Source organism: Staphylococcus gallinarum (assembly GCF_029774255.1).
In the GTDB taxonomy this organism is placed as follows: Bacteria; Bacillota; Bacilli; order Staphylococcales; family Staphylococcaceae; genus Staphylococcus; species Staphylococcus gallinarum.
In genome coordinates this window covers 2,094,618-2,108,057 of the sequence record NZ_CP069082.1, presented here as the reverse complement: position 1 = coordinate 2,108,057, position 13,440 = coordinate 2,094,618, and the positions used below count along the sequence as shown (strand labels likewise).

The following is a 13,440-nucleotide window of genomic DNA, read 5'->3' as shown; positions in this document are numbered from 1 at the left end:
AATAAAACCTGAAATAGCTAATTTGCTGTTTCAGGTTTTATTAGGTTTCATATTAAATTACCAAGGAATGATACCGAGTATACAAGCGACTAGTATCATAAATAAGCTAGAACCAATAGCCCATTTAATTACAATACGTTGGTTTTGTCCATATTCGATATCTAGCATACCTACAAGTAAATAGCCAGCAGCATATAAAGGACTTAGCACATGAAGTGGTTGACCAAGCACTGATGCTCTAGCCATTGCAACTTTTGAAATACCAAATTGCTGTGCTGATTCTGCTAAAATTGGTAGGACACCATAGTAGAATGGATCATTTGCCATAAAGTATGTAAATGGCCCACTCAGAATAGCTGTGATTAATGCGAAGTGATTACCCATTGCATCCGGAATGATATGTACTAAGGCATTTGCCATTTCATTTACCATTTTCGTACCATTCATAACTCCTGTAAAAATACCTGAAGCGAATACTAAACTGATTACTGCAAGTACATCGCCAGCATGTTTTTTGACTACTGAATTTTGAATACTTAAATTTGGATAGTTTACTAATAAAGCTACGCCAAACCAAAGCATGAATAATACTGGAATTGGTAATAATCCAATAATTAAACAGATAATTAATGAAATTGTAAGAATAGCGTTGGGAATAATCATTTTTGGTCTTTTTAGTAATGATTCTTCTTTAGTATCAGTTTTAGTGACATCATCTAAATCGATGTCAGTATAAGATGTGATAAATTTTCTTGAACGTTTACCTAAAATATAAGCGACAATAAAGGCAAAGACTATACCTGCAACCATAGCTGGAATAATAGGTATAAATACTTCTTCCGTTGTTACTTGTAATGAAGAAATTGCTCTCGCAGTAGGTCCACCCCAAGGTAACATATTCATAACACCGATTGATAACAGTGCTAAAGTCGAAAGTGTGTAAAGACTCATGCCAATTTTCTTATATAAAGGCATCATTGCGGTAACGGTTATAATAAAAGTTGTAGTTCCATCGCCATCTAATGCAACCATTGAAGCAAGTATGACGGTTCCAAATGCAATTTTTACAGGATCCCCCTTAACAACTTTTATAATTTGATTAATAACAGGTTCAAATAAACCAGCATCAATCATAACCCCGAAATACAAAATAGCAAAAGTAAGCATAATACCAGTTGGTGCTACTGTTTCTATTCCTTCAAGCATGAACTTGCCTATGCCCGCATAGAATCCGCCGATAAGTGCAAAAATTGTTGGAATAACAATTAACGCAATTAAGGCTGACATTTTACGTGTCATAATAAGAATCATAAAGATAATAATCATGACGAAACCTAAAATAGCTAAATTCATATATTAATCCCCCTTATTTTTATCATTATAGCGCTTTCAGAATATTTTTAAAATTAAAATTGCTATAAAATTGAAAAAATTTATTTAAATTAAGAATTGTTAATATAACTACAGTATTTCAAAAATAATTATTAGTTAAAGTTATGCTATTTAGATGGTTTGCTTGAGGGATAATTCAATAAAACTAATTTTTAATAAGTAGTTGTGAACATTAGTTATAGACAGCTAATAGGGGAGGCACCATTCAATTTATAGCTGATGATAAATGGATTAAAACCAATAGAATTATATGGAGGTAGCATATTTCTATAATCAGCGCAGATGAATGTTTAACAATATTTAAAATACCAAAGAGAGTAGAAGGAGTATTAAGGGCAAGGGGAATTGAGCTATCTCTTTATATTAGCGAATGATACATTATGCCGTTATTAATATAGAAAAAGCCAACCCTATAGATTGATTGAATCATTGTAAAGGATTGGCGTTCTTCTTGAATTTTTGTTTTATGCTATTAAAAATGTCAGGTTTTATTTTGATATGAATACATTATGTATTAAATATATGAAACTGTGTTAATTATTAAATTAACGAATTCCATAATGGGAATGACAATAATATGAAAGAGAAAATACTCACACACATTGCAAATATGTTAGCAATACGATCACCACGTAAACATGCGTAAATATTGATTAACAATACACCTAATATAAATAAACCGCCTGCAATGATTGATAAATTACCATCTAATATTTTATTTACAACGAGTAATGGTGTTGCAAGTGTAATTAATGATAAAAATAATGACAATAATGTTGTTGCATATTTCAACTTGTTCAGTCCTCTCAATATTTAAAAGATGAATGAAAATATCTACTCAATTTCAACTTAAATAAAAGTGTTATACGTACTCACTAAAAATGATATTTGGTTCTAAATGTAATTGCAAGTAATTATAAAAAAGTTTTATAAAAGGTTTGAAATGTATGTAGGATCATTTAAACTGCTCAATACAGAAAAAGACGTCAATTTCCATAAATTATATAAATTTCATACGATACAACAATGTAGTACGGTTCAATTGCTAAATTATTCTTGTTCGTTCTCTAAAAAATTATAGATTAGCCAATGTTCATCAACATAACGCTCACCATATTTTCTAGCATGATGTTCTAGTACAAGTGTTTCAAAATTCAACTGGCTAAAAAATACTTTGCCACTAATATTGTTAGAAATTAAAGAAGTTAATAATATTTCAATTTTCTTTTCTCTACAAATTTGAAATAAATGTTCCATCAATATTTCTGCGATTTGCTCTTTTTCTTCATGATCTGAGCCGTTAGCGCATAAATTTTCTATGATAGCTTTGTGAGTTAATCCATAAGATTGATCATGAATTAAAGTCGCGGCACCAACTAATTCACTACCTTCAAACACACCAATTACGTTATGATGATTGTTATTTATATCTAGAATATCGGTGAGTACATTTTTTGATATGCAGTGTTCATTCTGGTATTTCCACGCGTATACTTCAAGTTTTTTATGGATGCCTTGCAATAAAAGCGAATAATAAATCGATAAATCTTCAACTGTCAAATAACGAACGTTTCTCATTAAAAGGCCCCCTAAATATTTGAAGTAAAAACTTAAATCAATATTTTGATAATTTTATTATAATATTAAAGGAAAAAATTTATTTGAGCAATACTATTTTTGATTTTTTATGAAAAGTTAGTAGTACGTTTAATTTGAATATAAAATAATCTATCAATTATAAAATGTGTAAATGTAATTAGTTGAATTTTTTTAGAACTCATTTATATATAAAAATTATGATATAATGTGGTGAGATACATATTTGAAAGAGAGGGCAAAGATTGTGACGTCAATTATCACAATAGTTGTTTCGCTAATCGTTCTTGTCCTGATTGCTTTTTTGGTTTTAATTACTTATTTTATCTTAAATGATAAAGATGACAGATTCTAATATTTATTTGATGGTTTATAAAAAGAAATCAAGATTTGAACAAAAAAGATTTTGGGACAAAAATCCTAGAAAAATAGCACTCAGATGAATGAATTAAATTTATCTGAGTGCTATTTTAATATTACATATTGTTGGCTCGCTTTCCTAGGGGACAGCTTCAGCCTGTAGTCTTCAGCTTGTCCTGTTCCCACAGGAGTCTCGCCAACATACTGCAAAAAATAATGTTTTATATTGAAATACAAATGTTAAACTTTTATAAGAATGTAAATCATGAAATATCCATTTTTCTTATCTACTGTTTTATGTTCAATATTATAAATTATAGGCTCGCTTTCCTAGGGGACAGCTTCAGCCTGTAGTCTTCAGCTTGTCCTGTTCCCACAGGAGTCTCGCCAAAATACGTCGATTTAATAAAAAATTCACGTTAAAATATACTTAATAAAATAAGGCCTTTTCATATAATTTGATAATCACTACTAAGTTAATTTAACGAGGTGTCTTAAATATAAAGATTATGACATTTTTCAACTTATGCTGCCAATGGCAATTTCAATACATATTTCTTTAAATGATATGTCATGCTATGTTAATACAATCATTGAAATAATCTCTGACAATAAAACAAATGAATTCAAACATCATCATGGAACGATGTCTTATCATTCTAAATGAATATTAAAAAGGCAATTTCTATATGATTTCAATAGAAATTGCCTTCTTATCGTTGTCCAAGAAATTTGTTTCTTAGACGCTTTTGATTTTATATTAAGTGCTTATTTTACTACTTCAACACTTAAATCTACATCAATATTGCCACGTGTTGCTTTTGAATATGGGCAAAAGTCGTGTGCATCTTGTAAATACTTTTCAGCATCTTCTTGTGATAATACATCTTTCACTTTTGCATCTATTGAGACGCTTAATTTTGGACTTTCTGCTTCAGGATCGTCTTCTAAACGGACTGTTAAAGTTACTTCTGGTTCTGCACCACGAACTTTATTTTGTTTTAAAATTAAATCAAATGCACCATTAAAGCATGACGCATAACCTGCTGCGAATAATTGTTCAGGATTTGTACCCTTTTCAGCATCAGCTTGAGCTGGTGGAATTACCGCTACGTCAATTGCTTTGTCATCAGTTTGAACGTGTCCATTACGTCCACCTGTATTTGTTGCTTTCGTTTCATATTTTACTGCCATTTAAAATACCTCCTTTAGGTCTTTATTCTTATGTCTACCCATTGTATAAAATTTAAACCATAGGAATTCGTTTTCATTATAAAATAAATTTTAATATGGTTGATGCAATATGCATATACCATCAAATTGGAGTGTATTATAGGCAGAAATGACTCAGGTTATGTAACGGGACTAGTTGTAATAAATAACTTTATCGTGGTATGAAATGAATAGCGCAGTAAATGTGTTATGTATTGCTGATTCTGCTGAAAATAATAACTTGGCATTGTGTTATTTTCAAAATTTGTTATACAATAATTTTAATTATCTTATAAAGGGAGTACATATAATGACAAAAGTCGATATTGCTGTGACGATAGCTCCAGAAAATAAAATAACTGAAGAAACACTACAACAATTAAAATTGTATAGTGACTCATTTGAAATTATTGAATTGCGCATAGATCAGTGGCAAGCGTACAATAATGAATTATTGGAGCAAACTATTGAGTCAATAAAAGAGTTGAATATCAATAAGCGATTATTGGTGACCTATAGAACGCAATCACAAGGTGGTGCAGGAACACTTGAAGATGATAATTATAGACAATTGTTATTCAATATTAGCAATGTCAATGGTGTTGATTTACTAGATATTGAATTTGACAAGTCTGTTAACAGAGATTTATTCATAGCACTTGTAAATGATGTGGAGTCACAAGGTGTGGAAACTGTATTGTCATATCATGATTTCAAACAAACGCCGCCTATAGAAGAATTAAAGCATTTATATTTTAAAATGCACCAATTGTCACCAAGCTATATCAAGGTTGCTGTGATGCCACATGACAAGATGGATGTGCTACGCTTGTTAGAAGTGGTTTCTGAAACCGCTGATACAGTATCAGAAAAAGTGATTGGCATATCAATGTCTAAATTAGGTATTGTTTCAAGGACTGCGCAAGGTGTATTTGGTGGAGTAGTTTCTTATGGTTGTTTGGATACACCGAAAGCACCTGGTCAAATTCATGTTGAAACATTGAGAGCACAGTTGAATCTATATGAGTAATTTGAAAATATCGTCATTCTACATTATAATTGATAATAGTTATCAATAGAGAAAGGGCGATATAACTATGGAACTGCAAGAGGCTATTTCACAACGTAGAAGTGTAAAAATCTTTAAGAGAGATATGACTATAGATGAAGATGCATTATATGATGCGATTAAAAAGGCTGCTGATGCACCTAACCATGGACACAGGGAACCGTGGAGAGTGATTCACGTTGCTAAAGATAGATTGGGAAATATGAGTAAACAACTAACTCAAATTGCGTTTCATGATAAACCGAAAAAGCAAGAAGATCACTATCAAGTCGTTACTAATTTAGGTGGTATGTTGGTCTTGATTTTAAAGGAAGACCCTCATCAATTAGAAGGTTTAGAAGATCATTTGGCGTTTGGTGCTTATGTACAAAATTTGATGCTATTGTTGCATGAAGCAGGAATAGGTACATGTTGGAAGACGCCGCCTTATATTTTTGACAAAGAAGTCCAAGCTCTATTTAATATTAAAGAAAACGAACGTTTACTAGGATTTTTATATTTAACTGACTTAGAAGATAAAATGAATTATAGACCACGACATACTGAAAATATAATTGAAAAGTTTTAGCCCATTAAAAAAGGAGTGAGACCAAGAAGTCTATATCAATAGATTTTAGTCTCACTCCTTAATTTATTATTTAAATGTTTCTGCTAAGAAAGATTCAACTTGTTCTGGTGATTTAGCATTTGCAGAATGTAAGTGTGCTAATTTATTTCCATCTTTAAATACGAGTAGACTTGGAATTCCCATCACTTCATTGTCTGCAGCTACATCTTCTAATTCATCTCTGTTAACTGTAAACCATTGGTAATCATTATATTTTTCAGTTATTGGATCAATCCACATATCCATAGCTTTACAATCAGGGCACCAGCCTGCTTCGAATTTAACAATGACTGGTTGATCACTTTGAATTGTCTCTTTAAATTGATCAGTTGTATTAATAGGTTGCATAATTAATTCTCCTTTTTGATAGATTAGTAATACTATTATAGCGAAATTATAATTCTAATAAAAAAAATTAGCTTAATAATTAGAGCGTTTTATGAATAAATTTGATATATTAGTGATAACTAGACATAGGAGGTACAGAATAATGATAAAATTTTACCAGTATCCTAATTGTACAACATGTAAAAAAGCAGCAAAATTCTTAAAAGACTATGGCGTTAGCTTTGAACCAATTGATATTGTACAACACACACCTACTAAGAGTGAATTTAAAGAAATTTTAGCTGGAACAGATATTGAAATTAATAAACTTTTCAATACGCATGGCGCAAAATACAGAGAGTTAGGTCTCAAAGATAAGATAAATGATTTAACAGATGATGAAAAACTAGATTTACTAGCTTCAAACGGTATGCTAGTTAAACGACCACTTGCTGTATCTGGTGATAAAGTGACTGTTGGCTTTAAAGAAGACGAATATAAACAAGTTTGGTTATAAGACAATATTAATCATGGCAATCAAGTAAAGCATAATAAATTTACAAAAAATGAAAACGCTTTATAAAAATGAGCGAAAAACGGTTGAAGGTGCAATGTTATCCCACTTTATAGTTGCCCTAATACCTTTCATATGGCATCATGAATATGTAATAACATTTAGGAGGGGATACTCGTGGCAGTACCAAACGAATTAAAATATTCTAAAGAACATGAATGGGTAAAAGTCGAAGGAAATACAGCAACAATTGGTATTACTGAATACGCTCAGAACGAATTAGGAGATATCGTATTCGTTGAATTACCAGAAGTTGATGATGAAATTAATGAAGGCGACACTTTTGGTAGTGTTGAATCTGTAAAAACTGTTTCTGAATTATATGCACCACTTTCAGGTAAAGTACTTAGCTCAAATGATGAGTTAGAGGATAGCCCTGAGTTTGTAAATGAATCACCATATGAAAAAGCATGGATGATTAAAATTGAATTAAGTGATGAAAGCCAATTAGAAGATTTATTATCAGCAGAACAATATTCTGAAATGATTGGTGAATAAACATGACTGAAACTCCTTGATCCTTTGAATCTGGGAGTTTTATTTTATATGTAAAAATAGTGCAAATTATATTAAGCGGATGAATAATCTTTAACAATATAAAAATAAGATGTTATATGCTGTGGTAATGCATAAAATAGATGCAATAACTATATGTGAACAATTAAGTTATAGTCAAATTTATCTAGAGTGTGCAAAGGTTACATGATAAAAATGTAAATAATGTTTATGCTTATTAACTAATGTGAAAAACTTAATAGAAGAGAATAACTATCAACATTTAGAGGGTGGATATCATGACGATACTGAACCAAGTAATCATTGTCGAGGGGAAGTCCGACAAGAAGAGGGTAAAGCAAGTTATAGATCAGCCAATTGAAATTATTTGTACGAATGGTACAATGGGCGTTGATAAATTAGATGCAATGATTGAATCATTATATGGAAAACAAGTGCATATACTTGTTGATTCAGATAATGAAGGTGAAAAAATCCGTAAATGGTTTAAACGTTATTTAAGTGAAAGTCATCATATTAGAATTGATAAACAATATTGTGAAGTTGCAAAATGTCCAAAGCCATATCTCTCACGAGTTCTAGAAAAAAATGGATTTAAAGTAAAGGATGAAGAGAGCATGGCAAAGGCTCAAATAGATTATATAGCTGAAAGGGTTAGTTTATTAACATGAACGTAGCAAAAGAAACGCGTGTCGATATACATGAACACGATGATAAAGAGAAATCACTGGTGTTTGGCTATACACCTACGTGTGGAACATGTAAAATATCTGAACGAATGTTAGACATCGCTAATGAAATCTTACAATTACCAATTACGAAAGTGGATTTGAATTTTTATCCAGAATATAGCCAAAAGCACGAAATTCAATCTGTACCCGTACTAATAGTCATGTCAAAAGGTCAAGAGATAAAGCGTATTTACGCATTTCAGTCGGTACCTTATTTATTAGAAAATTTAAAATAGTTATTGACGAATCTCTAGTGCGATGGTAGGATTATTGATAATTAAATAAATGAAACTCTTATCACGAGAGGTGGAGGGATGTGCCCTACGAAGCCCGGCAACCGTCTGTAACAGAAATGGTGCCAATTCACAAAAAGTCTTGTTGGACTTTTGGAGATGAGAGAAGCGGCAAATGCTTTCTCTATTCTTCGGTGAACAAGGGAAAGCATTTTTTAATTGATAGAGCAATACAAGGAGGCAACTATGATGATTGAGTTAAATCAAATAGTGAAAAGGTACAAAACTAAGAAACAAGACGTACTTGCTGTAGATCATGTTGATTTAAGCATTCAATCAGGCTCAATCTTTGGGGTAGTTGGTTTTTCTGGTGCAGGAAAGAGTACTTTAATCAGACTCTTAAATAATCTCGAACAGCCTACTTCAGGAGACGTTATCATTGATGGCGATACTATAGGGAAACTATCAAAATCAGAATTACGTAAAAAACGTCAAAAAGTGAGCATGATATTTCAACATTTTAACTTACTATGGTCAAGAACGGTTTTAAATAATATTACGTTTCCATTAGAAATTGCAGGTGTTTCAAGATCAGAAGCGAAACAACGTGCACTAGAACTAGTGGAGCTAGTAGGATTGAAAGGTAGAGAGGACGCTTATCCGTCAGAACTATCTGGTGGTCAGAAACAACGTGTCGGTATTGCAAGAGCATTGGCTAATGAGCCGAATGTATTACTATGTGATGAAGCAACGAGTGCCCTTGACCCACAAACAACGGATGAAATCTTAGATTTGCTGTTGAAAATCAAGGAACAACGTAATTTAACAATTGTGATCATTACACACGAAATGCAAGTTATTAGACGCATATGTGATGAAGTAGCCGTGATGGAAAATGGCCGAGTCATTGAACAAGGTGCAGTCACATCTGTCTTTGAAAACCCACAACACGATGTGACAAAACGTTTTGTCAAAGATGATTTAAATGATGATTTTGATGAGTCTATTACTGATTTAGTACATATTGATGATAATTCGTATATCGTACGTTTAAACTTTACAGGTAATAATACGACTGAACCACTTATTTCATATATTACAAAAACACATGATATTGATGTGAACATATTAGAAGCGAATATCAAACATTCTAAAGACGGTTCCATCGGATTCTTGGTATTACATTTACCATCATTAGATTCAGAAAAGTTCGAAAAGTTCAAAAATGATTTAGAAGCGCAACATGTTTCATTGGAGGTGTTAAAGCATGGGTAATTCATTTAGTGACATACTCCAAGAAATGATTACAATGCCAAATGTTCAATGGAGTGAGGTTTGGATTGCAACATACGAGACATTGTATATGACAATTGTTTCTACGATATTTGCATTTATCTTTGGTTTAATTTTAGGTGTGTTATTATTCTTATCTGCTAAAAGTGATTCGAAGGCAGCTAGAATATTTTATAATATTGTATCGTTCATTGTTAACTTGTTCAGAGCGATACCATTCATTATCTTGATATTGCTATTAATTCCTTTTACAAGCTTAGTACTTGGAACAATTAGTGGTCCTACTGGTGCTTTACCAGCACTAATTATCGGTGCTGCACCATTCTATGCACGATTAGTCGAAATTGCATTTAAAGAAATCGATAAAGGTGTTATCGAGGCAGCATGGTCAATGGGTGCAAATACTTGGACTGTAGTTAAAAAGGTATTAATTCCTGAAGCAATGCCAGCATTAATCTCAGGTATTACGGTTACTGCCATCGCATTAGTTGGTTCAACGGCAATTGCCGGAGTTATTGGTGCAGGTGGGTTAGGTAACTTGGCATATTTAACTGGATTTACCCGAAACCAAAATGATGTCATTTTAGTTTCAACTATTTTAATACTTATTATTGTCTTTATCATTCAATTTATTGGTGATTGGGCTACAAATAAGATAGATAAGAGATAAAATTAAAAGGAGACTTAACGATATGAAAAAATTATTTAGTTTTGCTTCGGTTTTAGTTCTTGCACTTGTTTTAGCAGCTTGTGGTAATGGCGGCGGGAAAGATAAGACCATTACAGTTGGAGCATCACCAGCGCCACATGCAGAAATTTTGGAAAAGGCTAAACCATTACTTAAAGACAAAGGTTATAACTTAAAGATTAAAACAATTAACGACTACACTACGCCAAATAAATTATTAAATAAAGGTGAATTGGATGCAAACTTCTTCCAACATACACCATATTTAAAAACAGATAAAAAAGACAAAGGTTATAAAATTGAATCTGCTGGTAACGTACACTTAGAACCAATGGCTGTATATTCTAAAAAATATAAAAGCTTAAAAGACTTACCAAAAGGTGCAACAGTTTACGTATCAAACAACCCAGCTGAAGAAGGTAGATTCTTAAAATTCTTCGTTGATGAAGGCTTAATCAAATTGAAAAAAGGTGTAAAACCTGAAGATGCTACATTTAAAGATATCACTGAAAACAAAAAAGATATCAAATTTAACAACAAACAATCTGCAGAATACTTACCTAAGATTTATCAAAACCAAAAAGCAGATGCTGTAATTATTAACTCTAACTTTGCTATTGATCAAAAATTAAGTCCACAAAAAGATTCAATTGTTGTTGAGAAAGCAAAAGATAATCCATATGCTAACCTAATCGCAGTTAAAGAAGGACACAAAGACGATAAGAAAATCAAAGCATTAATGGAAGTATTACATTCTAAAGAAATCAAAGACTACATTAATAAAAAATATGATGGTGCAGTAGTACCAGCAAAATAATATTGAATATAGTCCATCCCTCTCTAGCCGTAATGGTTAGTGGGGGATTTTTTATATTAAGGAGTTTAAATAATGACACTCAAATAACTATAAATAGTTATGGAAGAAATACGATTCCTCAGTAAATGTTTAAATATAAATTAAAGTGTATACATTAATATTAAAGGGCGATTAATTATATTATATTGCTACTTAAAATCATGTAATAAGTGATAATAATAGATACAAATGAGGTACGTACTTATGAATGTTGGACTGATATTAGTAATAGTTATCTGTTGTGGGTTATTGCCAGTAATTATTTCAATAAATGAAAAGAAGAAAAAATAGTTCCTGCCGTATAGAAGTTTGGAAGTTTGAGTCATATTAATTGTGTGCAAGAGCTGTTGTATTAACATTGTGTTATAGCGTAGTGGGGTGTATGAAAGCAAATGGTCAAGTTATAAGGTCGATTTGAACAGGATGTGTTGAAGTGTGTAGTGGTCAGTTGAACGCAATCTGCCTATTAATAAGTATCGTAAATAAAAAAGAACAAACACTCAATAAATGAGGTGTCTGTTCCTTTAAAAGAATATTCAATTACTTAACTTATAAGTTAAACACGATCGTGCTCATCTTTGATGTCGCCAACGATTTTTTCTAAGATGTTTTCCATAGTTACGATACCAAGTGGTTGTTGCTTGTCATCTTCAATTAACGCAATATGAATTTGATGTGCTTTCATTTGTTCTAAAGCGTGATGTGCTTTTGTGTCGGGCTTTAATTTAAGAATTGAATTGGTAATTGTCTCGAGTGAAGTAACATTATCTTTGAGTAAATCTTTGGCATGAATATAGCCGATAATATTACTTTTTTCTCCTTTATACACAGGGAATCTTGTGTAATGTGCCTTGCTAATATAAGACTTTGTGTCATCATAACTATCTTGTACATTAATCACAGCTACATCTGCCATTGCTACATACCCATCTTGAAGTTTCATTTCGTCAAAGGCAAACGCTCTGTTGATATGCGTTAATTCGTTTTGCGAAATTTCTCCACCAGCATGACTTTCTTTTAATAGTAACTTGATTTCTTCCTCTGAATGATATATTTCACTTTCCTTTGCAGGCGTCATACCAAATAACTTTAATATTAATGTCGCTGAACCGTTAAGTATAAAAATAAATGGATAAAATAATTTAGAAAACAAGATAATAGGTTTTGCGATTAATAAAGTAATTTGTTCGGCTTTTTGGATAGCGATTGTCTTTGGTGCCATCTCACCAATTGCAACGTGTAAATAAGTTGCAATAACAAATGCACCGATAAGTGTGAAAACATGTATCAAAGTGTCTGAAAGTCCTAAACTACTGAACAATGGATGTAGTATGAATTCGAATGTCGATTCACCAACCATACCGATACCTAGAGCCGTTATCGTGATACCCAATTGACAGGCAGCTAAATATTCGTCGAGATTGGACACGACTTGTTGTGCAGCACGTGCTCGCTTGTTATTCTGTTTTGCGAGTGTGTTAATGCGTGATGATCTCACCTTTACGATAGCAAACTCGGTCGCTACGAAAAATGCTGTTAATGCTAATAAAATGATAAAAGTCAATAAACTAAATAAGGTTCCCAATAAAGAATTAATTCCTCCTAAATAATTAAGTTCAATCATATTGATTGAACTATTATTATAAATAAATCAAAAATAAAAGTCTAATGTAAAGAATGAATTTTATAGTTAAAATACACAAAAATTAAATGAGTAAATTCAATTATTACATTCTATTAATGAGTGTGTATTGATTCTATGATAAGCGCATATTTTGATTTATATGTCTAAATTATAGTATTGAGAACATTACTTCATATTTTATCAGTTAATCAATTCTTAGTATCATTATCAAAAATCATTGTGTTTTAAGAACTATTTTAATTTAGCGCTTGAAAAGGTTTATATTCGGATGTAACTACGTTATAATTATTAGTTGTAATATGATTTTAGTCTTTTGACTGTAGATTAAAATTATTATAAAC

At 31.6% G+C, this 13,440-nt stretch carries 15 protein-coding genes and 1 riboswitch; of the genes, 9 read left to right on the top strand and 6 right to left on the bottom strand.

Features of this window, described 5'->3' with window-relative positions:
* Nucleotides 1-57: 57 nt before the first annotated feature.
* From JN168_RS09950 to JN168_RS09935, 4 genes are all read right to left on the bottom strand, one after another.
* Nucleotides 58-1,353, bottom strand: a complete 1,296-nt coding sequence (locus JN168_RS09950; protein ID WP_042739727.1) for a CitMHS family transporter — start codon at nucleotides 1,351-1,353, stop codon at nucleotides 58-60.
* 579 nt (nucleotides 1,354-1,932) lie between these two features.
* Nucleotides 1,933-2,184 (bottom strand): hypothetical protein, encoded by a 252-nt coding sequence (locus JN168_RS09945; protein WP_042739728.1) that lies wholly within the window; start codon nucleotides 2,182-2,184, stop codon nucleotides 1,933-1,935.
* A gap of 258 nt (nucleotides 2,185-2,442) precedes the next feature.
* Complete coding sequence (locus JN168_RS09940) at nucleotides 2,443-2,970, bottom strand: GNAT family N-acetyltransferase (RefSeq protein WP_279525850.1); 528 nt, start codon at nucleotides 2,968-2,970, stop codon at nucleotides 2,443-2,445.
* 1,146 nt (nucleotides 2,971-4,116) lie between these two features.
* On the bottom strand, nucleotides 4,117-4,542 hold the full coding sequence (locus tag JN168_RS09935; protein ID WP_042739730.1) for an organic hydroperoxide resistance protein: 426 nt from the start codon (nucleotides 4,540-4,542) through the stop codon (nucleotides 4,117-4,119).
* Nucleotides 4,543-4,870: 328 nt separating this feature from the next.
* On the opposite strand from JN168_RS09935, the gene aroD reads away from it, so the two are divergent.
* Both aroD and JN168_RS09925 read left to right on the top strand, forming a co-directional pair.
* On the top strand, nucleotides 4,871-5,590 hold the full coding sequence (gene aroD / locus JN168_RS09930) for a type I 3-dehydroquinate dehydratase (protein WP_107512404.1): 720 nt from the start codon (nucleotides 4,871-4,873) through the stop codon (nucleotides 5,588-5,590).
* A gap of 67 nt (nucleotides 5,591-5,657) precedes the next feature.
* On the top strand, nucleotides 5,658-6,197 hold the full coding sequence (locus tag JN168_RS09925) for a nitroreductase family protein (RefSeq protein WP_279525849.1): 540 nt from the start codon (nucleotides 5,658-5,660) through the stop codon (nucleotides 6,195-6,197).
* Between the two features lie 66 nt (nucleotides 6,198-6,263).
* On the opposite strand, the gene JN168_RS09920 is transcribed toward JN168_RS09925, so the two are convergent.
* On the bottom strand, nucleotides 6,264-6,584 hold the full coding sequence (locus JN168_RS09920; protein ID WP_042739733.1) for a thioredoxin family protein: 321 nt from the start codon (nucleotides 6,582-6,584) through the stop codon (nucleotides 6,264-6,266).
* A 142-nt stretch (nucleotides 6,585-6,726) separates the two neighbouring features.
* Here JN168_RS09920 and JN168_RS09915 point away from each other — a divergent pair, with 142 nt between their 5' ends.
* The 7 genes from JN168_RS09915 (at nucleotide 6,727) to JN168_RS09885 (ending at nucleotide 11,415) form a co-directional block, all read left to right on the top strand.
* Complete coding sequence (locus JN168_RS09915; RefSeq protein WP_042739734.1) at nucleotides 6,727-7,080, top strand: arsenate reductase family protein; 354 nt, start codon at nucleotides 6,727-6,729, stop codon at nucleotides 7,078-7,080.
* A gap of 174 nt (nucleotides 7,081-7,254) precedes the next feature.
* The gene (gcvH, locus tag JN168_RS09910; protein WP_042739735.1) at nucleotides 7,255-7,635 is read left to right on the top strand and encodes a glycine cleavage system protein GcvH; all 381 of its coding nucleotides are present in this window, start codon (nucleotides 7,255-7,257) and stop codon (nucleotides 7,633-7,635) included.
* Between the two features lie 296 nt (nucleotides 7,636-7,931).
* Nucleotides 7,932-8,324 carry a toprim domain-containing protein gene (locus tag JN168_RS09905; protein WP_042739736.1) on the top strand — a complete coding sequence of 131 codons (393 nt, stop codon included), beginning with the start codon at nucleotides 7,932-7,934 and terminating at the stop codon, nucleotides 8,322-8,324.
* Entirely contained in the window at nucleotides 8,321-8,620 is a 300-nt protein-coding gene (locus tag JN168_RS09900; RefSeq protein WP_042739737.1) for a thioredoxin family protein, read from the top strand. Before JN168_RS09905 ends, JN168_RS09900 begins: the two co-directional genes overlap by 4 nt.
* Before the next feature lie 55 nt (nucleotides 8,621-8,675).
* Nucleotides 8,676-8,783: riboswitch (SAM riboswitch) on the top strand.
* Between the two features lie 83 nt (nucleotides 8,784-8,866).
* Nucleotides 8,867-9,892 (top strand): methionine ABC transporter ATP-binding protein, encoded by a 1,026-nt coding sequence (locus JN168_RS09895; protein ID WP_042739738.1) that lies wholly within the window; start codon nucleotides 8,867-8,869, stop codon nucleotides 9,890-9,892.
* The gene (locus JN168_RS09890) at nucleotides 9,885-10,580 is read left to right on the top strand and encodes a methionine ABC transporter permease (protein WP_042739739.1); all 696 of its coding nucleotides are present in this window, start codon (nucleotides 9,885-9,887) and stop codon (nucleotides 10,578-10,580) included. Before JN168_RS09895 ends, JN168_RS09890 begins: the two co-directional genes overlap by 8 nt.
* A gap of 22 nt (nucleotides 10,581-10,602) precedes the next feature.
* Nucleotides 10,603-11,415, top strand: coding sequence for a MetQ/NlpA family ABC transporter substrate-binding protein (locus JN168_RS09885; RefSeq protein ID WP_042739740.1), 813 nt, complete (start codon nucleotides 10,603-10,605; stop codon nucleotides 11,413-11,415).
* Nucleotides 11,416-12,010: 595 nt separating this feature from the next.
* On the opposite strand, the gene JN168_RS09880 is transcribed toward JN168_RS09885, so the two are convergent.
* Nucleotides 12,011-13,039: a hemolysin family protein gene (locus JN168_RS09880; RefSeq protein WP_232139388.1), complete on the bottom strand. Its 1,029-nt coding sequence runs from the start codon at nucleotides 13,037-13,039 to the stop codon at nucleotides 12,011-12,013.
* Between the last annotated feature and the right edge of the window lie 401 nt (nucleotides 13,040-13,440).